Raw genomic sequence first — 24,890 nt, forward strand, 5'->3', positions numbered from 1 at the left:
AAAGAGCTCGAAGAGCCTCAATAAAACAAAACTGATGCTCAGGAAGTCCCTGCAGGCTTCCTCTACAAACCGGAAAAAAGACCTATACGATCATAAAACAGTGTAAACATCACAGGATAATACTTTGATATAGAAAAGAGTGGCATCATTCCAGGGGTGGGGAATTTTTTTATTTTTCTGGAAGTTGGGGTATTTCTCTTAGGGTTTGAATGGGGGTACCATTCTTTTTGGGGTGGGGTTGGTGTGTAAAAAATAGTCTCTGGAATGATGCCTTTTGGATGTCAGTACTCGCCCGACATCTATTCTACATCTTAGGCCATATTATATATATTTGTTGGATAAAAATGGCGAATTTCCTGTGGAACTCTCTTCGAATTTCTTCGAATTTTTCCCTCTATAATCATCTGTATTCTTCACACTTTCTCTATCGCAAGATTGTGTTTCTTGTGGGAATATCCTTCTATCCGTGCAGCTATTTTCCCGGTTTTTTTCTACTTTTCTCTTTTTTCAGGGAGCTTGTTTACTGAGTTCTTGCAAACATGCGGTCCAGTTCACCTTTTGTAAAGGTTATCACTGTTGGTCTCCCATGCGGGCAGGAGTAAGGACTTTCAGCGGTTTTGAGCTGCTCTATTAGCTCTTCCATCTGCCTTAAATTGCAGGCTGCTCCTCCTTTGATTGCTGCCCTGCAGGCAAGGGTTTTGCTGACACTTTCCGAGATTCCGGTATCTTTTTTGACTTTTCCTTCAGCCAGCAGGTCCGAGATTACGTCATGGATTACGCCTGTGTCCTCGAGCCTTCCGAAAACCTCGGGGACAAAGGTCACGACATAAGTATTGTCCCCGAATTCCGAGATTCCGAAGCCGTATTCCTCCAGATAGGGGATATATTCCTCCATCAGTACTCTTTCTTTGGGGGTAAGTTCGATCATTACAGGGGTGATCAGTTCCTGTACCCTGGATTTTTTCGATTTCAGGACCTGCTCGTAAAGAACCCTTTCATGGGCTGCATGCTGGTCGATTATCACAAGGTCTTCCCCTTTTTCTGCAAGAATATACATTTTGGAAATCTGACCTATGATCCGCAGGTCTTCGAGAAGATCGGTGTTTGCTTTTTGCTTCGGCTTCTTGCTTTGCCTCTCTCCAGCTTTCTCTTCTTTCTCGCTTGCTTTTTCCTCTTCCTTTCCACTTGCCGGCTCTTCTTTCTTCAGGGTATCCCGAATTCCTGCCCTTCCGTCAAAATCAAGCAGGCGTTCGGATTTCTTCAGCCTTCTCTCCGTATCCTTTATCGGATAAGTGTAAGCTTCGGATTTTTCTTTCAGGAGCCCGTTGCTCTCAGATACCCTCGCTTCCTCTCGACCCCCGATTTCCTTTCCATCTGCCTTCTCCGGCAGGGTTGCAGGGGTCTCTTGGGGCTTAATTTTCCCTGATACCCTGGGGTCTTCAAAGGTTTTCTGAAGCCTTTTCCCTTCCTTTTCCCTGACCTCGGGGGCAAGTCCGTGTTCCGAAAGGACCTTTTCAACTGCACGGATAATTGCCTTACCGACTTCCTTTTCCCGGCTGAACCGGACTTCGGCTTTGCGGGGGTGTACGTTCACGTCTACTTCTTCCGGGTTAAGGGTGAGAGCAAGCACTGCCACAGGATAGCGGCCTTTAGGGATCTTTGTGTAGTATCCTTCGCGGAGAGCTGTGTTGATGGCTCTGGAAGTTACAGGGCGCGTGTTTACGAAAACATAAAGCTGGTCACTCCCACCCCTATTGGTTTCGGGTTTTGAGACATATCCCAGGATTTCAAAGTCTTCTGTCCTGTACTCAAGGGGCAGCATTGAGCGGGCGGTATCAGGCCCTAGCAGGTTGACCAGGCTTTTGAACAGGTCGCTTGAGCCCGTACTTCTTATGACTGGCTTTCCTTCGCTTAGCAGGGTAAAAGAAATTCCGGGATTTGCAAGGGCAAGCCTTGTAACGGTATCCGTGATATGAGCAAGTTCGGTACGGTCGCTTTTCAGGTACTTACGCCTTGCAGGGGTGTTGTAGAAGAGGTCTTTTACGTGTACAGAGGTTCCGGGAGCCGTGCCTGCATCCGATGTTTCCTGCACCCTCCCTCCCTGGATGGCCAGTTTTGTGCCGGTAAGCTCTTCCGGGGGACGGGTGAGGATTTCTACCTTTGCAATGGCGGTAATCGAAGCAAGGGCCTCTCCCCTGAACCCCATTGTTGAGACAGTGTCCAGGTCTTCGATCTGCGTGAGTTTGCTTGTTGCGTGCTTTTCAAACGAGAGGAGGGCATCGGCTCTGCTCATCCCGCAGCCGTTGTCCCTGATAAGGATGAAATGTTTTCCTCCCTTCTCAACCTCGATGCGGATTTCCGTGGCTCCTGCATCGATTGAGTTGTCCACAAGTTCCTTTACCACGGATGCCGGGCGTTCTATTACCTCTCCGGCTGCAATTTTATTTATCGTGTCCCTGTCAAGAATCCGGATTTTATTTTCCTGCTCTTCCATCTTTTCTTCAACCCGCTCTTCAGATTGCTTTCCATCCGTTTTTCCAGCTGATTTTCTACTTGACTTTAAATCTGTTCTTCGATCCCTCTTTCTAACTTATCCGATTCTTTTTTAACCTGTTTCCTTTAGCCGAGCAGCCTTTTCAGCTCATGTAGTTTGTTCAGGGCTTCAATTGGAGTCATCTCATCCGGGTTGACCTTTTTCAGGGCTGCTTCCACGGGGCTCAATCCCTTCGCCTTCTCCGAACTTCCACTTCCGCTGCCGGGATCGAAAAGCAGCATCTGGGTATAGCGGGCAGTTGCCTTGCTTTTCCTCTTTTTCCCGTTTTCGCTTTCCTCGGCTTCTTCAAGTACATTTTCCCTTTCAAGTTCCTTCAGGATCTCGTTTGCCCTTCCGATAACCTTTTCCGGGACTCCGGCAAGCCTTGCCACGTGGATTCCGTAACTCCTGTCTGTTGCTCCGGAGACTATTTTCCGCAGGAAAACAAGCTCGTGCCCATCTTCTTTTACTGCAATATGGTAGTTTTTTAGTCGCTTTAATTTCTCTTCCAGGGCTGTGAGCTGGTGATAGTGGGTTGCAAAAAGAGCCCTTACCCCGACCTTTCCCCTGTTGTGCAGGAACTCAACAACGGCTTTTGCAATGCTATACCCGTCATATGTGCTTGTTCCCCTGCCGATTTCGTCAAGCAGGACAAGGCTTTTCGGGCTTGCGTTGTTCAGGATATTTGCAAGCTCCACCATCTCGACCATAAAAGTGCTCTGCCCGCTTGCAAGGTCGTCAAAAGCCCCTATCCTTGTAAAGACCTGGTCGATAATGCCTACGGAAGCATAAGAAGCCGGGACAAAGGAACCCACCTGGGCCATAATTGCGACAAGGGCAGTCTGGCGCATATAGGTGGACTTTCCTGCCATGTTAGGGCCCGTAACAAGCAAAAACTGATTTTCCTTGCAGTCCATTTCGGTATCATTGGGCACAAAACCTCCGGATACGGTACTTTCTACTACCGGATGCCTCCCGTCCCTTATGAGGATCTTGCAGTCTTCGGTAAGCTGCGGGCGGGTATAGTTGTTGTTTTCAGCGGCTTCGGCAAGGCTTGCAAGGACATCCAGGGTCCCTATTCTTTCTGCGGTTTCCTGGAGTTCCCTTGAACGGGCTGAAAGAGTTCGTGTGATTTCGGCAAATATTTCGTATTCCAGAGCCACTGCCTTTTCGTTTGCTGTCAGGATCAAACTTTCTTTTTCTTTAAGTTCGGGGGTGAAGAAACGCTCGGCATTTGCCATTGTCTGCTTTCTTATGTAATCCTCAGGCACCTGGCTACTGTTTGCATGGGTAACCTCGATATAATAACCAAAGACTTTGTTGTAGCCGACTTTCAGGGACTTGATCCCGCTTCGCTCTCTTTCTTTCTGCTGGAAAGCTGCAATCCACTGTTTGCTGTTGCTTGAAATATCCCGGAATTCGTCAAGTTCCGCGCTGTATCCGGGTTTTATCATTCCTCCTTCCCGGACGGATATGGGGGGCTCATCCACGATTGCTATTTCGATCATCTCAGCAAGTTCTTCCAGTTCGGAAAAAGAGGCAAGCCCTTCTGCAATCTCTTTTAACATTTCGAACCTGGCTTTTTCCAGCAGGGAGTCCCGGAGGGGGGGAACAACATCCAGAGATTTCTTCAGGGCTACGAGGTCTCGAGCGCTGGCATTTCCGTATACTATCCTCCCTACCAGGCGTTCGATGTCTCTTACATCCGAGAGCCAGTCCCTTATATCGTAGCGGAGCAGCGAGTCTTCTGCGAGTTCTTCTACCGCGTTCAGCCTGAGGTTGATTTTTTCCACGGAAAGCAGGGGCTTTAAAAGCCATTTTTTCAGGGTGCGGTTTCCCATCGGTGTTTTTGTGCAGTTCAGGGTCCTGTAGAGGGAATTTTCGTCCCCTTCATCCCTCACATTTTTTACGATTTCGAGGTTGCGCAGGGTAATTGAGTCCAGGACCATGAACTCGGTGTTTGAGTAGGTTCTGAGGGTGTTGATATGAGAAAGGTCCCTCATCTGTGTGGTCTTTGCATACTCAAGGGCGGCCCAGGCTGAGTATACCGCAAACTCCAGTTTTTCACAGCCCATACCCTCGAGGGTTGCAACCCCGAAATGGGTTTTTAATTTTTCTCCGGCATCTTCGATTCCGAAAACCTCGGGGGTAAATTCCTGTACAATTGTCTGCTCCCTTAACCTGCCTGTAAGCTCTGAATTCCCGTACAGGGACGGGGGTAGGATGCATTCTGCAGGGTGCATGCGGGCAAGTTCGCTGAGGAGTTTGTCAAAGTTTTCCGAGTCCGTAAACTGGGTTGTAAGGAACTCCCCTGTCGAGATATCGAGGAAAGAGATCCCGAATTCCATTTCCTTTTCTCCGCTCTTCCCGGATTTCCCTACCTCTCTTCCCGCAACTGCCATGAGGTAATTGTTTGAGGCATCCGAAAACATGGAAGAGTCTATTGCCGTTCCGGGGGTTACAACCCTGACAACCCCTCGCTTCACAACTCCTTTTGCCTGCTTCGGGTTTTCGAGCTGTTCGCAGATGGCTACCTTGTATCCCTTATTTATCAGCCTGGGCAGGTAGGTGTCAATTGCGTGGTGGGGAATTCCTGCAAGCGGCATTCTCTCTCCTTTTCTGTCCTTTCCCCTGGCTGTCAGGGTAATTTCCAGTTCCTTTGCAATGGTTTTTGCGTCTTCCCCAAAGGACTCGTAGAAGTCTCCCATCCTGAAGAAGATAAGGGTGTCGGGGTATGCCTGCTTGGCTTCGTAGTACTGGCGCATTGCAGGGGTCATCATTTCTGTCATTTTTCAACTCACTGTAAGCCTTGAATCGTTAATATCCACAGTTGTTAAGTTCTAAACTAAGAACAATATCTAAATGAACGGGAAAATCTGAATAAATGGTAGGGTTTTAGCGGCTGGCTACTTCAGTTAAGCAGCATGTTCCCTTTCCGCATATACACCTGACCCGAGCATAGGTATAGTATCTGTTTTAGTATCAATCCGAACATCAGTTTAAAATACTATGCCTTTATCTTCAATCATGCTTCTTATATATAATTTAACAATTCGGGACTGTAAGCCTTATCAAAGGAGGGAATTGCTCTGAGCCATGAAAAATTAGTTGAAGTCTGTCCTGTCTGCGGGAACGCGGATATTTACTATGAGGTTGGTGGATATGTAGGTTCAGTCTACCACTGCAAAGAGTGCGGGTATGTCGGAGCTTTTGTTGTTGAGGCTAATGAGGAAATGATTGATAAAATAAAAGAAACTTATAAGCGGGAAAAGAGAAAGGAAAAGAAAGAGGAAGAGAAAAAGGAAATAGAAGAGGAAATGGAAGAGGAAGAGAAAAAGGAAATGGAAGAGAAAAAGGAAATGGAAGAGAAAAAGGAAATGGAAGAGGAAATGGAAAAAGGAGATGAATAAAATCCAATGATATACTTCCTTTTTTATATTTCTCTGGAACTTTATTTGTAATTTTATCTCCTGTTCATCTCATTGACCTTCGGTTTTTCATAGTACCTGGCTTTCGTGGATTCTTTTCTCTCTTTTGGAAATGGCTGCATGCTTCGCAGTCGGGGAGCCCTCCGGGTTCAAAAACAAATTTAATAATCCGGGCACGAGTTTCGGAATAAACTCAAAGAAGAGAAAAAGGCTTGAAAACGGACTATGCAGCAAAATAGGGTTGAAAAAACGCAACAAAACGCGTAAAAACGCCAAAAATTCGAATGAATTCTGGTGGGGCCGCTGAGATTCGAACTCAAGTCGCAAGACCCCCAGCCTTGCAGGATGGACCAAGCTACCCTACGGCCCCGCAGAGCAGATTCTATTTCTTTGATGACAACGGATTACCCTGCTTGCCATCAGCCAACTATTGTAATTAAACATGTAGTATAAATGAGTATCGGTAGAGGAAAGCCATTCCTCTATTTTTGTTATTTTTTTGAGTGTTGATCAGCATTTTTTGCGTGGGGTTTTCCAGGCATTCTGGCTTACGGTTTCTGAACCTCGGGCTCAGAAGGGTTGCTCAGTATGCTTTTTGCCCTCAGTACTCTCTGGACTATTGTAATATGGGAGAATATGGCTATCAGCACAAGGGCCCATCCAAGGAAACCTGAGAAGGCACCCAGGGCCAGGATTAGCATCCTTTCGGTTCTCTCAGCAATTCCTACCGATAGTTTCCTGCAGCCTGCGGATTCGGCCCGGGCGCGAGTGTAGCTTACCAGAAAAGAGCCGATCAGTGCAAAGCCTGCCCAGAGCCATCCTTCCATCCCGAGGAAGGGGACAAAGCTGAGCCGGCCATAAATTGCTCCGGTCATGATTCCAAGGAACATCATGCCGTCGGAATAGCGGTCGCAAACCGAGTCGAGGACGCCTCCGAAGGGAGTGGTCCTGCCTTTCGCTCTTGCGACCCCTCCATCAAGGATATCAAAAACTCCGCTGAAGAGGATCAGGATCCCTCCTTCAAAAGGTTTGCCCAGCGCGAATGCAATTCCTGCAGCCACGCTTACCGCAAAACCCAGCAGGGTCAGAGTGTTTGGAGAGAGGGGTACTGAGCGGGCAAACGGAATTACCAGCTTTCTTGCGCTGTTTTTCAGGTCTTCGAATATTTCAATCCCATCCTTTTATCTGGCTATTTTATCTGGCTATTTTATCTGGTTATTAATGCTGCATATACGGATATAGTCTTATCTTTTTTCTAAAGATTTAGGCCTTCGGGTTCTGCGCAGTCCTTTGAAAGAGCCCTTTAAAAACTTTAAGGGCAACTTTCCTGATTGAATGGTCTGCAGGAATGGAATTCTCCAGAAAAGGGTTTTAAGGATCGGTATATGAATAAAGTCGCACGAGTTTAAAATGATATGGAGTTAAAATATGAATATAGTGGAAGAACACAGGGAAAAATGTACACAATGCGGACAGTGCCTTTCAGTCTGCCCCCGGTACGATGACCTCGGTTTGCTTGATCTGCTTTACGGGTATCTGGAGGGAAGTTCAGGAATTGAGCCTGATTCCCTGCTGCGCTGCCTTACCTGCGGGCTTTGTGCCGATGCCTGCCCCGAAGCCCTGGGTATCAAGATGCTTATCTCTCCTGCCCGGCAGAAATGGGTACGTGAACACGGGCTTACGGACAGGCAGACTATGGCAGACCCTGATGCTGAAAATAATCTTTTCAAAAAGGTTGCTGAAATGGATGACGTTCCTGAGTATAAAGACGGTCCTGGCTCTGTCGTGTATTTCCCGGGCTGCGCTGGTACCTATATTAACAAAAATATGGCGCAAGCAACCGTTTCCCTGCTGGAAAAGGCGGGAGTCGATTATACAGTCCTGAGCGGGCTTAAATACTGCTGCGGAGCAGTTTCGGCAGGGGCGGGAAACCCGGCTCCGATTCTGCGGAACGGACAGCGAAATATCGATGAGGTCCGGAAGAGGGGTGCCAAAATCTTGCTTACAGCCTGTCCCGGTTGTTTTAAAGCTTTTAAGGAAATTTATCCAAAAATGTTCGGGGAACTGGACTTTGAGGTGCTGCAGGTCTCACAGTACCTGGAACGCCTGCTTATGGATGAAAAACTTGCTCCTGAAGCTGCTCTTCAATACAGGGTCTTTTACCATGACCCCTGCCATCTTACCCGGGTAATGGGCGTCTACAGGGAAGCAAGAAACGTGCTCGAAAATATTCCCGGCACCGAGCTTGCAAACAAAACCCCCGAAAATTCAGCCTGTTGCGGGTTCGGAGGCGGGGTAAGAGTTAACTATCCTTCCGATTCCCTTTCAGTTGCTTCGGACCGCTACAGGGCTGCCGGGAAACTGGGCTGTGATGTGATCATAACCAACTGCGGTGGATGTATGCAGAACCTTATTGAAGCCGGGGAAGATGAGAAGATAAAGGTCTTTGACCTCGCTGAATACCTTTGCCTTGCTTGCGGAGTAAAAATCAAGCGAGAAGATCAGAAAATGCTCGAGCTTGTAAACCGGGCTTACAAGTCCTGTATTTCAGGATATCAGGAACCTGATTTGCCATAACTTTTTCTGGGGATTTTCCTCCGGGTTCTTTCTTCTCTGAATTTTTCCCTGAGATTTTTTCCTTTTTTGATCCCTTCGATTCTCTTTTTCTTTCTCCCTTTTCCCCTAATTCTATTCTTTTGCCACAGGCACTAAATCATCGCAAAAGTCTGAGCCGGTGAAATCTTTAGTATATATTATTTTCTCTTTTTTCCAGTTTTCTAACCTGAGTTCTGTCCAAACCCCGGGAAGAACAAAAGTCCTGCTTAAAAAAGGAATTTTTGTTCATCAATCAAATTTTATGGTTCTTAATTATGCTGAAAAACAGCTTTAGTAGACTTCCTATGTCTTTGTGTGTTTTACAATTAAATATTTTTTCTCTTTTAATATTTTTGCTGAAATTTCTACCGTTAACTTTATTTTTCCCGCCTTTATATACCTTTAAAAATTCATTTTTTATAGTTCCTATTTATATTTTTCGTTTTGCTTCGTTTTTTTTATTTAGAACACTCCCTTCAAAACATTTTAACCAAAAAGTATTTATTTAACACTTGGTTTCACCACACTCCTTCTAACAAAATATTTATACCAGTAAATCGAACTTTAACTTGGAGACCTCTATGATGAGTAAACAGACGGGATTTAAAATGGCACCAAAAACACTCCCTCTGCTAAAGTACTCATGAACCCCGATCAGGACAATAAGTAATTTTGCCTGATTTCTCAGTTTCGCCTGTAGTAATCATGATTCCCTACCTGTGGTTATCGTGAATTACTTCTTGTGCACTCATGACTCGTTGAGCGTGAGCTGATATCTCAATAGTTCATGATTATTCATGATACTTACGGGTAGAGGCGTCTCCATAGTTGAAAAACTAAAACGGAGGATGCAATATTAGCAAAGAAGAATTGCTTCAGGAACTTGCAGGCGCTGTAATCACCTGTAAGAAGGATGCGGTACTCGCTGCCGTTGAAAAGGCAAAAGGAGAACTGGATCCCTCCGAAATCATTGAAAACGGGCTTGCAGCAGGCATGAACGAAGTGGGTGTCCTCTTTGAGAGGGGCAAACTTTTCTTACCCCATGTGATGATGGCTGCTGACGCAATGACTGCCGGAGTTGAAGCCTTAAAGGATCTTATGCCTGAAGGCTCTGCCAGTTCCAAAATGGGCGTTATTGTGAACGGTACCGTGGAAGGCGATGTCCATGACATCGGGAAATCCATCGTATCCACCATGCTCCAGTCCGCTGGTTTTGAAGTGTACGACATCGGCCGTGATGTTCCGATCAAGAACTTTGTCGAAAAAGCAAAGGAAGTCAATGCCGACATGATCGGACTTTCTGCTCTTATGACCACTACCCTTGCCGGCCAGAGAGAAGTTATCGAACTCCTCAAGGAAGAAGGTCTCAGGGAGAAAGTAAAGGTCATGATCGGAGGCGCTCCGGCTACCCAGGCCTGGGCTGAGAAGATCGGTGCAGACTGTTATGCTGAAAACGCAAGCGAGGCAGTTGCCAAGGCAAAGGAGATCTTGGCTTAAATTATTCTCATTCGGAGGTTACAAAAATGGCAAAAAATAATGCAGTTGCAGGATTTAATGCACTTAATGGTGTAGAATTAAATCTTTTTACCACTGATGAACTCAAAGCAATCCACTACGCTACCATGGAAGTTCTGATGGACCCCGGTGTTCAGGTCTCTGATCCTGAAGCCAGGCAGATCTTCAAGGAAAATGGCTGCGAAGTTGACGAAAAAACAAATGTTGTAAAGATCCCTGAATACCTTGTAAGAAGAGCTCTTCAGCTCGCTCCCTCCAGGTTTGTCCTCTGGGGCCGCGACAAGAAGTTTAACACTGTCCAGGAATGCGGTGGTAAAGTACACTGGACCTGTTTCGGTACAGGCGTTAAGATGTGCAAGTACCAGGACGGTAAGTACGTAACCGTTGATTCCGTGGAACAGGACATCGCAGACATAGCAAAGCTCTGTGACTGGGCTGAAAACATCGACTACTTCTCCCTCCCTGTCTCCGCAAGAGATGTTGCAGGTCAGGGTGCCCAGGACGTTCATGAAACCCTCACCCCAATCGCAAACACCTCAAAGCACTACCACCACATCGATCCCGTCGGCGAAAATGTCGAATACTACCGGGACATCGTAACAGCCTACTACGGCGGCGATGAAGAAGAAGCCAGGAAAAAACCGATCTTCTCCATGCTCCTCTGCCCGACCAGCCCTCTAGAGCTCAGTGTCAATGCCTGCCAGGTTATCATTAAGGGTGCACGTTTCGGAATGCCTGTAAACGTCCTGAGTATGGCAATGTCCGGTGGGTCTTCACCTGTCTACCTTGCTGGAACTCTTGTAACCCACAACGCAGAAGTTCTTGCAGGTATCACCCTTGCTCAGCTCACAGTCCCCGGTGCTAAGGTCTGGTACGGAAGCTCTACAACAACATTTGACCTGAAGAAAGGCACTGCTCCCGTTGGATCTCCCGAACTCGGCCTGATCAGCGCATCTGTCGCAAAGCTCGCCCAGTTCTATGGCCTCCCCGCATTCGTGGCAGGCACCTAGTCTGATGCAAAGATCCCGGACAACCAGGCAGGACACGAAAAAACAATGACTTGCCTTCTTCCAGCCCTTGCAGGTGCAAACACTCTGTACGGCGCCGGGATGCTTGAACTCGGTATGACCTTCTCTATGGAACAGCTCCTTATTGACAACGACATCATCAGGATGACCAAGAAAGCTCTTCAGGGAGTTCCTGTAAATGAGGAAACCCTTGCTGTCGAATCCATTCAGAAAGTAGGTATCGGAAACAACTTCCTTGCCCTCAAACAGACCAGACAACTTGTGAACTACCCGTCTGACCCCATGCTTATTGACAGGCGCATGTTCGGAGACTGGGCGGCAGCCGGATCAAAGGACCTGGCATCCGCTGCACACGACAAGGTCGTAGATGTTCTCAAGAATCACGTTGTCAAACCAATCGATTCAGACATTCTTAAGGATATGCAGGCTGTCGTGGACAGAGCTGACAAAGCCTTCAGAGGCATGTAATTATACCAGATATTCAGGAGATCTAAAAATGGCAAGCAAAGAAGAAATCATTGCAAAAGCAAAAGATGCAATCACTGATTTTGATGAGGACCTTGCAGCAGAAGTTGCAGAAGAAGCTCTTGCTGCAGGGATTGACCCGATAGAGCTCATTGAAAAGGGCTTTACCGCAGGCATGCAGGAAGTAGGAGAACAGTTTGAACAGGGTTCCCTTTTCCTCCCCCACGTGCTTGCAGCTGCCGAAGCAATGAACTCAGGCATGGAAGTTATTAAGCCGGAAATGGAAAAACGCAAGGCTGAGACCAAGAGCCTCGGAACCGTTGTCATCGGTACCATCGAAGGCGACATCCACTCCATCGGAAAGGATATTGTTGCCTCCATGCTCAACATTGCAGGCTTTAAAGTCGTAGACCTCGGCAGAGACGTCCTGATAAAGACCTTTGTCGAAAAGGCAAAGGAAATCAAACCACAGATCATCGCATCCTCCGCCCTTATGACCACAACCATGGTCAACCAGATCCAGATCGAGGAACAGCTGAAAGAAGCAGGCGTCCGCGACCAGGTTATGACCATGGTCGGTGGCGCACCCGTTACTCAGGACTGGGCTGACAAGATCGGCGCAGACCTCTATGGAGAAAGTGCCACCGATGTAGTCAGCAAGGTAAGAGCAGCTTTACTCTAAAAAAGGTTCAATAAGCAGAAAACGTAGAAGATCCGATCAAATGCGTTTCCTGCTTAACTTTATTTTGTGTGGATTTTGCGAAACCGATAGCTATGGGTATGAAAATAAGTTCTTGCATCTCCGGTCATACTCACGGGAGAATCCAGTAACTATGGAGAAAGCAGCGCAGTAAACCTACTCAATATTATCCTCCAATAACTCAGGGGAAATATGGCGGTAAACTTCAAAGCTGCTGATTCCTGGTTAAAAAAGGGAATTTAAACTATATTTATATAAATGTAGTTCTATAAAATCTGAAAAACCAAAAAAACGGTAGTGTTGAAATTCAACTTTAATTTCAATCTGGTTTCCCTGAGATGCAAACACTCATAGAGTCGGTTCGCAATCTGCACTTTCAGACTGTGGAATCGGGGTGAGACGGACTCATTCCCTGAGGGAATTCCACAGTGCATCTGAAAAATGGAGGGATTTTCCGTGGATTTAAAAACTTTAAAAAAACAGGAGAGTAAACGAAAAATAAGTAAAGGGTATATGTGGGCCCTTTTCTGTGCTGTATTCTGGGGTATCTGGTATCTGCCAGGGACCGTTGTGTGGGTGCTTAACCCCTTCGATGAGATGTACGGGGCTATCGCCGAAACAGGTGGAGACGGCACGGCTCTTATCATAACTGCTGTTCTGATTACGGCCTTCAATGCGCTTACGGTCATGCTTGCGCTTATGCTCTGGAACGGGGTTCTCGGTAAATTCGGAGAACTTGTCCGGACAATGAAAGAATTCCATCCGTGCTCCAAGTGGTTCTTCCTTGCTTCAATTTTCGGAGGTCCGATGGCAATTCTCGGTTCATTCATTGCTATGGGCTTTATTGGCGGAGCATTCGCAGCTGTTGCAGCTCTTCTTTACCCTGTGGTGGGTTCGATTCTTGCCTACTACTGGTATGGGGAAAAGATCTCCACAAGAGCGGCAATGGGTATAGGAGTCATCATTATAGGAGGCATCACGATCTTCGGAGGCGGGCTTCTGACCGAGCTTTCCTCAGGCAATGTTCAGTGGATCGGATATCTCGGAGGTTTGATGGCTGCTGCCGGCTGGGGTATTGAAGGTGCAATCGCAGGAAAAGGACTCGATATCTCCGAACCCGATGTGGGGCTGACCCTCAGGTTCGTCGGAGAAAACCTGATCTGGTGGGTCATTATTGTCCCGATACTCGCACTTGTCGGCTACCCGATGTATTCCTTTGCATTCCAGGCTTTCGAACCCCTGACTTTGCTGGTCCTGATCTTTGCAGGAATTACCTTTGGTTTCTGTTATGTCTGCTGGTACAAGTCCTTCCCGCTTATCGGAGTCGGAAGAGGCCAGGGTATAGGAAACCTCTACGGGCTGTTTGCTATTATCTTCATTTTCCTCTTCTTCGGAGATGTCCCGCAGTGGACCATCCTTGTCGGAGGCACTCTCTGTGTTATTGGTAGTTTCGTTATGTTTACGGAAGACACAAGTGAACTTGAAACTTTGAGAGGTGAGTGAAGTGAGCGGAAACCGCCCTATTAAATTCAGGATTCTGGAACTCTTGCTGGATGAAAAAGAACGCTGGAACTATGAGATTGTTTCACAGATCCAGGAAGAGTACAACATGCATGGAAATTACAACCGGGACAGCATCAATTTTGACATCATCGAACTGGCGTCCGGAGGGATGCTGAAGGACGTGGAGCAGAAAGTCGACGAGGACGGGATCTATAAAAAAGGATTCCTCCTGCACAAATACGTGATCACCGACTTTGGAAAGGCCCGCGGTTCAGATGCCTGTCTGAGATATGTATAATCTTATCGGAGGTTAAACATGGTACAAACAGCAGCTGCAATGGAAGCTTACAATGCCTACTGGGCAAACTCCTTAATCCCTGCCGGGGACATCATGTGGATGGTTCTCATCCTGGTCCTGGCGGTAGTTGCCCTCTGGCAGGCAAGGACTTTCGTGTCCAAGTTCTGAACCCGGGAGAATACAGCTTTCCAGACACAATATCTAATATACAATATAAATGGTGAAAAAATGGCAACCGAATATGCTTTAAGGATGGGAGACGGGAAGAGGGTCTTCCTTACAAAAGAGAAAATCCTGGAGGAACTTGAGGCAGGTATGGCGAATGCCTCAGACCTCGGGGAAATCCCTGATCTCAGTGCCGATGAGATTGACAAGCTTGCAGAAATCCTCATGATGCCCGGCAAAGCCGTAAGTGTCGAACAGGGTATGGAAGTCCCTGTCACCCACGACATCGGTACCATCAGGCTTGACGGAGACCAGGGCAACAGCGGTGTGGGGATCCCCTCAAGCCGCCTGGTCGGCTGCATGACGCATGAGAGGGCATTTGGCGCCGACACAATGGAACTCGGTCACATCGACTACAGTTTCAAGCCTGTCAAGCCTGTGGTCTCAAACGAGTGCCAGGCAATGGAAGTTTGCCAGCAGAACATGATAGTTCCGCTCTTCTACGGTGCAATGCCGAACATGGGGCTTTACTACACCCCTGATGGACCCTTCGAAAACCCCGGCGATCTCATGAAGGCTTTCAAGATCCCGGAAGCCTGGGAGTCCATGGAACATGCCGCAGAGCACCTGACAAGGGACACTGTCTGGGTCATGCAGAAGCTCTTTGCCTCAGGTGCGGACGGTGTCAACTTTGACACTACTGCAGCAGCAGGTGATGCTGACATGTACGGGACTCTGCACGCAATCGAGGCCCTCAGGAAGGAATTCCCTGACATGTACATCGAAGCCGGCATGGCTGGAGAATGTGTGCTCGGGATGCACGGAAACCTGCAGTACGACGGCGTGACCCTTGCCGGGCTCTGGCCGCACCAGCAGGTTCCTCTTGTTGCAAAAGCCGGAGCAAATGTTTTCGGCCCTGTGTGCAACACCAACACCAGCAAGACTTCTGCCTGGAACCTCGCCCGCGCAGTCAACTTCATGAAGGCAGCTGTTCAGGTTTCTCCTATCCCCTGTCACGTTGACATGGGTATGGGTGTGGGCGGAATCCCCATGCTTGAAACTCCACCTGTGGACGCTGTTACAAGGGCAAGCAAGGCAATGGTCGAGGTTGCCGGCGTCGACGGCATATAGATCGGGGTCGGCGACCCTCTGGGTATGCCGATTTCCCACATAATGGCTTCCGGAATGACCGGGATAAGAGCGGCAGGCGACCTTGTTGCAAGGATGCAGTTCTCAAAGAACATGCGCATCGGAGAGGCAAAAGAGTACGTGGCAAAGAAGCTTAACGTTGACACCATGGACCTCGTAGACGAGCACATTATGCGCGAACTCAGAGAAGAGCTCGACATCGGTGTCATCACCTCAGTCCCGGGGGCTGCAAAAGGTATTGCTGCAAAAATGAATATCGAAAAGCTGCTTGATATCAAGATAAACTCCTGCAATCTCTTCAGAAAACAGATCCAGTAAAGAAAATATCTGAAAAACTGATTAGGTAAGAACAGACCTTTGAAGGAATCTCAGGCATGAGCCTGCATTCCTTCGATTTCTTGTGCAGCAGGGAGAACTCTCCTTTCCTGAAAACGAGCTAAAAACAGATAGCTAAAAACAGATAGCTAAAAACAGATAGCTAAAAACAGATAGCTAAAAACAGATAGCTAAAAACAGATAGCTAAAAACAGATAGCTAAAAACAGATAGCTAAAAACAGATAGCTAAAAACAGATAGCTAAAAACAGATAGCTAAAAACAGATAGCTAAAAACAGATAGCTCGAAAAAGCCGATTTCATAGGTGGCAGGTCAGAAAAGTAATCCTCTTATGAATGACAGTATCTTCCTGATGCTTTTATTTTTAAATCTTTTTGGATCTCTTCTCTAATCTCTTCTCTAATCTCTTCTCTAATCTCTTTCTCTGGTGTCTTTTGGATCTCAGGCCAATTACTCCTTCCTATTTTCTTAATAAGTGAGAAAGGGGCTTCCTGGTTCATATCTTTCTCTTTTCATGACAGGTCTCTGTGTTTATCTCCAGGTTCTGCAGGTTCCAGACCATAATCAGGTTTTAATCTTTAAGTTCAAATATTTACCTAAATAGTATCACTTATATCCCTCTGATTTTAACTCTTTTTAACACGAAATAGACTTGTCTCTTGAGGTATTCTGGTGAAAAAATACTTTCTACAGTATTGATGGTCGGTTTATTGTTGATCAGTGTTGCTGGCTGTGCGGATACTGATGATACGACGCCCATCATTGCTGATGAAGCAATCTCCCCTACAATTTCTGCAAACTCATCAACAAATCCATAGCATTTGCAAAAGTTTCAGGTGCAATAGGGTCTGACATCCGGCTTTATCTGAACTATGAAGATGAAATGACAGATGAAGGGTCTATTGTTTTTGATAATATGGAGTATGAATTTGAAATTGATGCAACTACTGGAACAATTGTGGATTGGAACGTCGAATCTGTTTTTGATGATTGATATGGGCGGAAAATGAAACAAATGTTTTACCATGCTTGATTCAGAGTCAAAATAAGTCCCAATAATTTTTGTTGGTTTCAGCAGATTATTTTTATATAACTTTTCTGAAGCCCGGGTTTTAAAAACCATTATTTCTGCGGATTTTCGTAGTTTAAACATTTTTATTTTTTTGCAGTCATTTTTTTCTTTTTTCCAATTTGCAGTTTTTCCTTTGGGTCTGAACAATTTTAATTTCAGATGTCCGTTCAGGTTGTTTTCACTATTGTTGTTCTGTAACTTTTGTTTTTTTAATAATGTGATCTACTTACTGCGATAAATTTATATATTTATACATGGTTTTATTTATTGGGAAATCAAATTTACTTGATTTTCCCGTAAAGCGCCATTTTAAGTCTCCGTAATTCTGCAGACTCCTGAATCAATTTGCCTTTGAACCTCCATTATTTTTTTCATTTTTTTCTGCCTCTGAGTTGATGCTCCTTTTCTTCTCCCGTTCGCTTTTTGCTTCTCTTATTCTATGCCCTGGTAAGGGACGGGATCAGGTAACTTCAGGTTTTTTCATTTCCAGCCCAAAGTTTATCAGTTGAAACGATAATTATGCAGGAGACCCAAACCTGTAGATTTATGCATGAACAGGGCCTCATTTCTTGTTTCCATACCTGATTCTACGGTTTATCTGATATTCTGGTGAGAACCATGGCTGACACAATTCACTGGGCAGACGTCATAGCCGAAGACGTGTTAAATAAGAGTGGCAAGCATCTTGTTGCCACAGGAATCACCCCATCAGGGCATATCCATATAGGCAATATGAGGGAGGTTGTGACTGCAGATGCTGCTTACAGGGCTCTCCTTGACAGGGGGGCAGACGCCCGTTTTATCTATATTGCCGACAACTTCGACCCTCTTCGCAAGGTTTACCCTTTCCTGCCTGAAAGTTATGCAGAGCATGTGGGAAAACCAATTTCCGATGTGCCCTGCCCATGCGGGGAATGTGCAAACTATGCCGAGCATTTCCTGAAACCTTTTCTTGAAGCCCTGAGGCGCCTGGGCATTAACCCCGAGGTCTTAAGGGCAGACGAAATGTACAGGGCAGGCCTGTATACCGAAGCGATAAAAACCGCCCTTGCAAAAAGGGATGAAATTGCAAAGATCCTTGAAGATGTCTCGGGCAAAACAGTTGCAGAAGATTGGAGCCCTTTTAACCCCCGCTGTAACGAGTGCGGGAAAATTACAAGCACGAAAGTTACGGGTTTTGACCTTGAAGCTGAAACCGTGGACTATGTCTGTGCCTGCGGGCACTCGGGGACGGTGCCAATGGCGGGAGGAGGAAAACTCACCTGGAGAGTGGACTGGCCTGCCCGCTGGGCTGTACTTGGGGTGACTGTGGAGCCTTTCGGAAAAGACCATGCTTCAAGGGGCGGGTCCTATGACACAGGAAAGCGAATAGTAAGGGAAATCTACGGGCACGAGCCTCCCTTCCCTATCGTCTATGAGTGGATAATGCTTGGAAAGCAGGGAGCAATGTCATCTTCTACAGGAGTTGTTGTCTCGATTTCGGACATGCTTGAAGTTGTGCCTCCGGAAGTCCTGCGCTACCTGATCATCCGTACTAAACCCGAAAAACATATCCAGTTCGATCCCGGCCAGCCTCTCCTTAACCTGGTGGACGAATACGAGCGGCTCAGGGATAAATCCCGGGAAAATGCCCCCTCCCTCGGGGACTTTGAAAAGAGAATTTACGAACTTTCCAGGGCAACCGGGATCTGCCATCCTGATATTCCTTTCAAGCAGATGGTTACGATCTACCAGGTCGCCAGGGGAGATTTTGAGCAGGTGCTAAAGATCGTAAAGCGTTCGGGCTTTTCAATTGAAGATGAAAAGTGTATCAGGGAACTTGCAGATAATGTCTCCAGATGGCTTGAACTCTATGCCCCGCCTTTTGCCAGGTTCAGCGTCAAAGAGAAAGTGCCTGTGCAGACCGCAACCCTTTCGGAACTCCAGAAAGCTTTCCTCGGGGCTTTTGCCGACCTTATCGAAACGAAAGGGGAAATCAGCGGAGAAGAATACCATATGCTGGTCTATTCCGCCAAAGACGAAGGTTCCGAACTGAACAGGCTGATTGCACAAAAAATAAACGTGCCTGTCTCGCAGGTTGAACCTAAAGACCTTTTCAAAGCTATCTACACTTCTATTCTCGGGCAGAGCTCAGGCCCGAAAGCCGGCTGGTTCCTGTCTTCCTTTGAAAAGGACTTCCTGATAACCAGGTTCAGGGAAGCTTCAACATACAGCCCTGAAAAAACAGGTGAATAAAAACGGATGAACATGGAAACGGAGAATGAACGGGGTATAAAGGACCCGAAAATCCTGGCCTCCGAGGTCCCAGGCACGACGGAAATAGAGGACCTGACTGCGTCAGAGGATCTGATCGCACAAAAAGGTCTGGATGTACCGGTGAAAAAATCTGCAAGCTCTCCAAAGGCAAGCTCTCCAAAGGCAAGCTCTTCAAAAGCAGCCTCTTCAAAAGAACATTTCCTTGCCTGGGATAAGGAATACTCTCACCTCAAATGGGGGGGGCCTGCATCTATCCGGAACCTGCAGGTTTACATTGCACCGGAAGCGAGAATTCTTGATGCCGGTTCAGGAAACGGGAGGTATCTTGGAGAACTTTCAAGGCACTACAGTGCTGTCGGGATTGACATCTCCCGGACTGCCCTTGGCAGTTCCCGCGCGCAGCTTGCAAGAAGCGGCAGGTTTGCAGAACACCTCGGAGCGAGCGTGCATGCCCTCCCTTTCAAATCCGGGTCTTTTGCCGGAATTCTCTGTTACGGAGTGCTCCAGCACCTTTTCGAAGAAGAGCGGGAAGCTGCTGTCAGGGAGTTCATGCGCGTGCTCAACTGCGGTGGTTTAACCTTTTTCGAGGCTTTTGGCAGGGAAGATATGCGCTGTGGGGGAGAGCCCTCAAGCCCGTTTGAAGAAAATACTTTTGTCCGGCAAAACGGGATAATTTACCATTATTTTTCTGAAGAAGAGGTAAAGACACTTTTCTGCGGGTTTGAAGTCCTTGAACTGGAAAATGTACGAAAAGAGAAAATTTTTAGAGGGGAATCTTATGTCCGGCACATGGTCAGAGGGATTTTTCGGAAAATCTGAACTTGATTCAGAAATTTTCTGAAGCTTCTATTTTCCAAATCTTCTGACTCATCTGTTTTTTGCCGTTTCAGGCCCTCTACACAACTTCAAAAAAATCTGAATATTTGATTTCAATTTTAGTTTTAATTTCAGTTTTTATTTTCTTTTTTACTTCTTCTGTTTTTATTTTTCATACAAAGGCTATCTTAAGGTAATTGAGCACGATTATTACAAGGGCTCCGAAGACTCCTCCTATTGCGCATATCAGGACTGCTATCCAGGTGATTGCGATTTCAAGTCCCAGCAAAAATTTTGCTACGATCAGGGTTAAGATCCCAAGGGCTGCGTTTATTGCAAGGCTGGTGGCAGTCTTGAGGACCTTATACAGCACAAACGCTGCTATAACTGCTATAATTAATACTGAGATTTCGGTAACTCCAACTACCATAGATTATACATAGGGTTCAAGTTATTTATATTTATCACTGAGTTTTATGAAACAGTAGTGGCATTTTGGAAATTTATGCCCTGTGTACTGGAAAATGTCTGCTGATATTCTTTATTTGAGGGAGCAATCCTATTTTATGATATTTTTTTCCTTATAAAGCCCGGATAAATTCAACAATAATTTCCTTAAGTGTAGCCTCGTCGGAATAAATCTTTACTTCAAGCGAAGGGTCAGGGTTTCCGAGCACCATTGCAGAAACTGCCGCTTCGGGCCTGTGCAGGCAAAGCACGGGGATTTTCCGGACAAGTGCCCTGCAGATTTCATAGCCCACGCCTGTGGACGGTACCGTTACATCTGCAATCAGGGCATCGCTTTTTGCAAGCAGCCCCATATCTCTGGCATAGATCTCCTGTTCGGTCATTTTCGATTCGGTTTCTTCCAGCTCCGGGTCTGCAACATGCCAGCTGAGTACGTCAGCGCCTGCTTCTTCGAGGGAGTCGTACATAAACCGGTATACGTCAAGGAGCTGTCTCCCTCCCCGGATCGAGCCTGAAAGGAAAATTTTCTTTTTATCATTTCCTGAAATTACAACTTTTTCCATTCCTTTTTCACCTGCCAGATTTTCTTACTGCACGCCTCTGAAGTAATGTCCTGCGGTAAAACCCTTCCCGAGATTCTCACATTTTCTCTTTCCCCTCTCTCCGGTTTCGCAAAACGCATCAATCGCTTTCCTGTACTCTGCCGTAACTCGCCTGATTTCTTCTGCACTGTCCATCCCAAGCGTTTCAATCCTCAGGCTTGCAACCCCGCTTTCGACAAGTAAGGGAATATATTCGAGCATGCAGAGGGACCTTGAGTTCAAAAGGTGAGTCCGGCACTGGTAGTCCATGAGGAGAGGAAATTCGTATTTCTTTTCATCTACCAGAGTGAAGTTTCCCGAGGTACAGGGAGCACTGCATTTGTTTCCTGCTTTCCCGAGCAGCCCGCCTACCAGGCAGTGTTCGGATTCCATCAGTTCGAGGCGGCCGTGGACAATGCATTCGGCAGGCCCGTAAGCGGCTACTTCTTTGAGCTCTTCAAGCGTTAATTCGGGTGAAAGTGCTGCCATTTTGGCTCCGTTCTGCAAAAGGAGGGCAAAGGTATAACCGTTATAGATATTCAGGGGACTGTCTGCAATACAAGGGATCTTTTTTTCTTTTGCAAGATTAAACGTCCCGAGGTTTGAAACAATGGCTCCGTCAGCTCCGAACTTTTTTGCGCGGGAAAATAGTTCTTCTACCTGTTCCATCCCGGAGTCCTTCACGATTTTTGGGGTATTAAAATAGATTTTTCTGCCTGCAGCTCTGGCTTTCAGAACCGCGCTTTCTAAAACGGAATCATTATTCCTGTCGGTATCACGTTTCATTCCGGAAGCTTCCGCTACTCCGGTTTCACTACCGGTTGTGTTTCTGAATGCTTTTCCGGCTGCGTTTCCTGTGGTGTTCGGTTTTCTGAAAAGGCTCTCTCCGAAGTAAATGCAATCTGCTCCACCTGCAAGAGCTCCTTCAAGCCCTTCAAAGGAATAAGCGGTAACTGAGAGCAGGGGCTTTTTTGGAAGGTTCCGGATTTTAGTTTCTTTGATTTCTTCTCGATGGTTTATTTTCCCGGTTCCTTCTATTTCTTTTGTTTCCTCTATTTTCCCTATTCTTTTTACTTCTTTCACCTTTTTTTCTCCGGGGGCGGGGAGCTGCAGATTTTCGAGAGGCTTTCGCTTCCACTTTGAGGTGCGCAGGTTTTCAAGCTGCAAGACCGCTTTTGTCCTCAGCTCGTTCAGCTGCCCTACGGGAATAAAAATATCTTCCTCAACACTCACATTAAGTTCGGTTGCTTCAAAAAGAGTGTTTCCAAGTTTGGTGAGCTGTTTTTCGATCCGGGCTTTTGAAGTCGGGAGCTTTTCTGCTTCCTCAACAAGATATTCGGATTCCACAGTAACTACATTTGAATCGCTGTCTTTTATCCCGAACCGGGCAGGTTTTCCGGATGTAAGGGTTGCTGCGAGGGATACAGGGATCTTTGGCCTCAGGGCTCCGGATTCGCTTTCTTTTTTAAGGGAATCCATAAGTTTCTTGTCATGAGTCCTGTAGACGGTGCTTCCTGAGGGCGCCCTTGAATCAAAGGGGATCTCCACGACTTCTCCTTTCCCTGCGCTGTATACGGAGCCCTTTCCGGTATACATCGAAGAGATGATTTTTCCTTTATCTTCCGGCCTGGTCTCGGCATTTTCGACCATTATCCCGTCTCCCAGGCGGAGGATGTTTGAAAGTTTCACACGGATTCGCTTTGTGCGCCTGTCGTAGCTGACAACCGTGCCTGCAGGAATTCCACGGTTGTGGGGGTTTTCCCGGCTCATGAGTTTTCCACGCGGGTTTTCGAAAAAGTAGCCTGAGGTAAAGCCCCGGTTAAAAAGCTGGGTAAGGATCTCCTGCTCCTCTCCGGATACAAAATACCCGGCCGGGTTTTTCAGGTACCTGTCAATCAGGCGGCGGTAGATCCTGACAACTCCTGCAACATACTCCGGCCTTTTCATCCTGCCCTCAATTTTAAAGGACTCTATCCCGGCTTCGATGAGGGTGCCGAGGCCCGAAGCCGTGTTAAGGTCTTTAGGGCTTAACAGGTAACTACCGCCTGTTTTAACCTGCTTGCCTTCACAGTACAGCCTGTACTTTTTGCGGCACGGTTGGGCGCAGTATCCCCTGTTCCCGCTTCTTCCTCCTATAAGGCTGCTCAGAAGGCACTGGCCCGAATAGGAGATACAGAGGGCTCCGTGTACGAAAACCTCGATCTCCATATCACTTTTTTCTTTTATCTTTCTAATCTCTTCAAGCGAAGTTTCCCGTGAGAGTACGACCCTTTCGATTCCCAGCTCCTTTGCAAAAGCAACTCCTTCACTGCTGTGCAGGGTCATCTGCGTGCTTGCATGGAGAGGAAGGTCAGGAAGGTATTTCCGGGAAAGGGCAATGAGTCCCGGGTCCTGAATGATAATCGCATCTGCTCCCATTTCTCTTAGCCTGGCGAGCAGTCTAAGTGCACTTTCAACTTCTTCTTCCTTGAGCAGGGTGTTTACGGTTACGTATATTTTTACGCCTCTGAGGTGGGCGTAATCAAGAGCCTGTTCAAGCTCTTCCTCTGAAAAATTAGATGCATATCCCCGGGCGCTAAAAGCCCTGGCTCCTATGTATACAGCGTCAGCTCCGTTTTCCACAGCTGCCTTCAGGGCTTCCATGCCGCCGGCCGGTGCCAGCAGTTCAGGTTTTGCAGGTTTCATCAGTTGGGATTACAGAGTATTCTCTTAATTAAAGCTTTGGCATCCTTTTCCCGCCGGATAACTCAAGGGGCTAAACTCAAAGGGTTCTAATATCAAGGATTATGGAAAACAAAAGGCTCTAAAATCAAAAAGCGGGGGAAACCAAGAATTATAATGAAAAAATAAAAAGTAAAAAGTGAAAAGTAAAAAAATAAAAAGGGTTAGATTGCAAGCTTCCGGACAGAGTCCGATATAATGTTTTTTCGGGTTATTCCTTTGGTCCTATTATCCAGGTCATGATCCTATCGCTTTTCTTATCTTTTGAGGTTTCGCAGAGTATCTTCCCTTCATGCATGTGGGATTCACAGGAATAGCTGACTTTGTCTTGCTTTCCAATGTACTTGAAATGTATCTTGAAATATCCTTCCGAACACCCGATCCCGTATTTTATCCAGCCTTCAATGTCCGCTCCACCTTCACAGCTGCCTTCGCATGCAATAAGCCCAAAACCCTTTTCCTCGTAAGACCCGATCTTTTCTGGAGCAACGTGGCCTTTTTTGTACATTCCCTTCTCGATTTTCTGAGCCTGAAGTACAAAGTCATCACCGGTGTTGTTCAGGATCTTCAACTGCAAGCCTTCAAGAGTTTCCATAGTTTCTGTTTCTGACATCTTCGATTACCCCGAGAAATAACAAATCAGATAAAATTCCGAACAAGAGATTGCCTCTAATAAATAAAAAAGTATCTCAAAATCTCTGAAACTGAGTATTTTTATAATTATATTTAATTGACTATATTAAAATTGATACCCCCGGCTCTGAACAACTTAAATCTCTTAAATACAGATTGTCTTGAAAAAGCAGATTATTGAAAAAAATCTGTTGTTTTAAAAAGTAAATTCTTTGAAAATTGGGATCATGAAGATTCTCCCTTTTGGATACCGGAGTCCCAATTCTCAGGTTTTTCTGCTTGAACAAAACCTCTTGAACAAAACTGCCTGGACAGGGCAAACTTCTGCATTTTCAGTCAGTGCAGATACAGGGCTTTTGATTGCAGGTAGGGCAGACCCCAGGGTATTTTTTAAGGAATGCTTTTTCGAGGTCAATTCCGTAAAGGTTTGCAAGAGCTCCTATCCAGGCAAAACAGTCCGCAAGTTCCTCTTCTATATTTTCGGGTTCTTCTCTGCGAATAGCTTCGGCAAGTTCTCCTACTTCCTCAACCAGCCAGAGCATGGTAGCCTTTCCACCCCTCCTTTTGTCATTATGGGCGTAGAGTTCGTACATAAGTTTCTGAAACTCGGAAATCTCCATTCTTCTTT

Annotated in this window: 19 protein-coding genes, 1 tRNA gene and 2 pseudogenes; 12 read left to right on the forward strand and 10 right to left on the reverse strand. The window is 46.5% G+C overall.

Going from position 1 to position 24,890, the window contains the following annotated elements; all coding sequences use genetic code 11:
- Positions 1-520 precede the first annotated feature (520 nt).
- The gene (gene mutL / locus MSSIT_RS02375; RefSeq protein WP_048169673.1) at positions 521-2,494 is read right to left on the reverse strand and encodes a DNA mismatch repair endonuclease MutL; all 1,974 of its coding nucleotides are present in this window, start codon (positions 2,492-2,494) and stop codon (positions 521-523) included.
- Positions 2,495-2,619: 125 nt separating this feature from the next.
- Complete coding sequence (mutS, locus tag MSSIT_RS02380; RefSeq protein ID WP_048169675.1) at positions 2,620-5,322, reverse strand: DNA mismatch repair protein MutS; 2,703 nt, start codon at positions 5,320-5,322, stop codon at positions 2,620-2,622.
- Between the two features lie 444 nt (positions 5,323-5,766).
- On the opposite strand from mutS, the gene MSSIT_RS24490 reads away from it, so the two are divergent.
- Together MSSIT_RS24490 and MSSIT_RS21600 are read left to right on the forward strand one after the other, a co-directional pair.
- Positions 5,767-5,943, forward strand: a complete 177-nt coding sequence (locus MSSIT_RS24490) for a hypothetical protein (RefSeq protein WP_231590385.1) — start codon at positions 5,767-5,769, stop codon at positions 5,941-5,943.
- Positions 5,944-6,073: 130 nt separating this feature from the next.
- A complete protein-coding gene (locus MSSIT_RS21600) occupies positions 6,074-6,268 on the forward strand; it encodes a hypothetical protein (RefSeq protein WP_082088850.1) in 195 nt (64 codons plus the stop codon).
- Here the strand turns inward: MSSIT_RS21600 and MSSIT_RS02385 are convergent.
- Positions 6,254-6,331: transfer RNA gene (locus MSSIT_RS02385), tRNA-Pro, on the reverse strand. The two genes, MSSIT_RS21600 and MSSIT_RS02385, sit on opposite strands and share 15 nt — an antisense overlap.
- A gap of 178 nt (positions 6,332-6,509) precedes the next feature.
- On the reverse strand, positions 6,510-7,049 hold the full coding sequence (locus MSSIT_RS02390; RefSeq protein WP_082088851.1) for a CDP-alcohol phosphatidyltransferase family protein: 540 nt from the start codon (positions 7,047-7,049) through the stop codon (positions 6,510-6,512).
- A gap of 340 nt (positions 7,050-7,389) precedes the next feature.
- Here MSSIT_RS02390 and MSSIT_RS02395 point away from each other — a divergent pair, with 340 nt between their 5' ends.
- From MSSIT_RS02395 to mtbB, 8 genes and pseudogenes are all read left to right on the forward strand, one after another.
- Positions 7,390-8,538, forward strand: coding sequence for a (Fe-S)-binding protein (locus MSSIT_RS02395; protein ID WP_048169679.1), 1,149 nt, complete (start codon positions 7,390-7,392; stop codon positions 8,536-8,538).
- 873 nt (positions 8,539-9,411) lie between these two features.
- Positions 9,412-10,053, forward strand: coding sequence for a dimethylamine corrinoid protein MtbC (gene mtbC, locus MSSIT_RS02400; protein WP_048169681.1), 642 nt, complete (start codon positions 9,412-9,414; stop codon positions 10,051-10,053).
- Between the two features lie 26 nt (positions 10,054-10,079).
- Positions 10,080-11,567 (forward strand): annotated as a pseudogene (gene mttB / locus MSSIT_RS02405) ([trimethylamine--corrinoid protein] Co-methyltransferase).
- A gap of 28 nt (positions 11,568-11,595) precedes the next feature.
- Complete coding sequence (locus MSSIT_RS02415; protein ID WP_048169686.1) at positions 11,596-12,246, forward strand: cobalamin B12-binding domain-containing protein; 651 nt, start codon at positions 11,596-11,598, stop codon at positions 12,244-12,246.
- A 459-nt stretch (positions 12,247-12,705) separates the two neighbouring features.
- On the forward strand, positions 12,706-13,767 hold the full coding sequence (locus tag MSSIT_RS02420; RefSeq protein WP_187151849.1) for a DMT family transporter: 1,062 nt from the start codon (positions 12,706-12,708) through the stop codon (positions 13,765-13,767).
- Position 13,768: 1 nt separating this feature from the next.
- Positions 13,769-14,065 carry a hypothetical protein gene (locus MSSIT_RS02425; RefSeq protein ID WP_048169688.1) on the forward strand — a complete coding sequence of 99 codons (297 nt, stop codon included), beginning with the start codon at positions 13,769-13,771 and terminating at the stop codon, positions 14,063-14,065.
- A gap of 18 nt (positions 14,066-14,083) precedes the next feature.
- Positions 14,084-14,233: a hypothetical protein gene (locus MSSIT_RS23920; RefSeq protein ID WP_187151850.1), complete on the forward strand. Its 150-nt coding sequence runs from the start codon at positions 14,084-14,086 to the stop codon at positions 14,231-14,233.
- A gap of 60 nt (positions 14,234-14,293) precedes the next feature.
- A pseudogene (gene mtbB, locus MSSIT_RS02430) lies at positions 14,294-15,697 on the forward strand ([dimethylamine--corrinoid protein] Co-methyltransferase).
- Between the two features lie 347 nt (positions 15,698-16,044).
- On the opposite strand, the gene MSSIT_RS22770 reads toward mtbB, so the two are convergent.
- Positions 16,045-16,215, reverse strand: a complete 171-nt coding sequence (locus MSSIT_RS22770) for a hypothetical protein (RefSeq protein WP_156158774.1) — start codon at positions 16,213-16,215, stop codon at positions 16,045-16,047.
- Positions 16,216-17,405: 1,190 nt separating this feature from the next.
- Between MSSIT_RS22770 and lysS the strand changes: the two genes are divergently transcribed.
- Together lysS and MSSIT_RS02445 are read left to right on the forward strand one after the other, a co-directional pair.
- Complete coding sequence (gene lysS, locus MSSIT_RS02440) at positions 17,406-19,022, forward strand: lysine--tRNA ligase (protein ID WP_048169693.1); 1,617 nt, start codon at positions 17,406-17,408, stop codon at positions 19,020-19,022.
- Between the two features lie 6 nt (positions 19,023-19,028).
- Positions 19,029-19,862, forward strand: a complete 834-nt coding sequence (locus MSSIT_RS02445; RefSeq protein WP_315968693.1) for a class I SAM-dependent methyltransferase — start codon at positions 19,029-19,031, stop codon at positions 19,860-19,862.
- 169 nt (positions 19,863-20,031) lie between these two features.
- On the opposite strand, the gene MSSIT_RS02450 is transcribed toward MSSIT_RS02445, so the two are convergent.
- From MSSIT_RS02450 to MSSIT_RS02470, 5 genes are all read right to left on the reverse strand, one after another.
- Positions 20,032-20,289 (reverse strand): pro-sigmaK processing inhibitor BofA family protein, encoded by a 258-nt coding sequence (locus MSSIT_RS02450; RefSeq protein ID WP_048169695.1) that lies wholly within the window; start codon positions 20,287-20,289, stop codon positions 20,032-20,034.
- A 151-nt stretch (positions 20,290-20,440) separates the two neighbouring features.
- Positions 20,441-20,890 carry a nucleoside 2-deoxyribosyltransferase gene (locus tag MSSIT_RS02455; protein WP_048169697.1) on the reverse strand — a complete coding sequence of 150 codons (450 nt, stop codon included), beginning with the start codon at positions 20,888-20,890 and terminating at the stop codon, positions 20,441-20,443.
- Positions 20,891-20,914: 24 nt separating this feature from the next.
- Positions 20,915-23,593: a DUF3656 domain-containing U32 family peptidase gene (locus MSSIT_RS02460; RefSeq protein ID WP_048169699.1), complete on the reverse strand. Its 2,679-nt coding sequence runs from the start codon at positions 23,591-23,593 to the stop codon at positions 20,915-20,917.
- A 247-nt stretch (positions 23,594-23,840) separates the two neighbouring features.
- The gene (locus MSSIT_RS02465) at positions 23,841-24,242 is read right to left on the reverse strand and encodes a hypothetical protein (RefSeq protein WP_048169700.1); all 402 of its coding nucleotides are present in this window, start codon (positions 24,240-24,242) and stop codon (positions 23,841-23,843) included.
- Between the two features lie 352 nt (positions 24,243-24,594).
- A complete protein-coding gene (locus tag MSSIT_RS02470; RefSeq protein WP_048169702.1) occupies positions 24,595-24,882 on the reverse strand; it encodes a MazG nucleotide pyrophosphohydrolase domain-containing protein in 288 nt (95 codons plus the stop codon).
- Positions 24,883-24,890 lie beyond the last annotated feature (8 nt).

It is taken from the genome of Methanosarcina siciliae T4/M (assembly GCF_000970085.1).
Lineage (GTDB): Archaea > Halobacteriota > Methanosarcinia > Methanosarcinales > Methanosarcinaceae > Methanosarcina > Methanosarcina siciliae.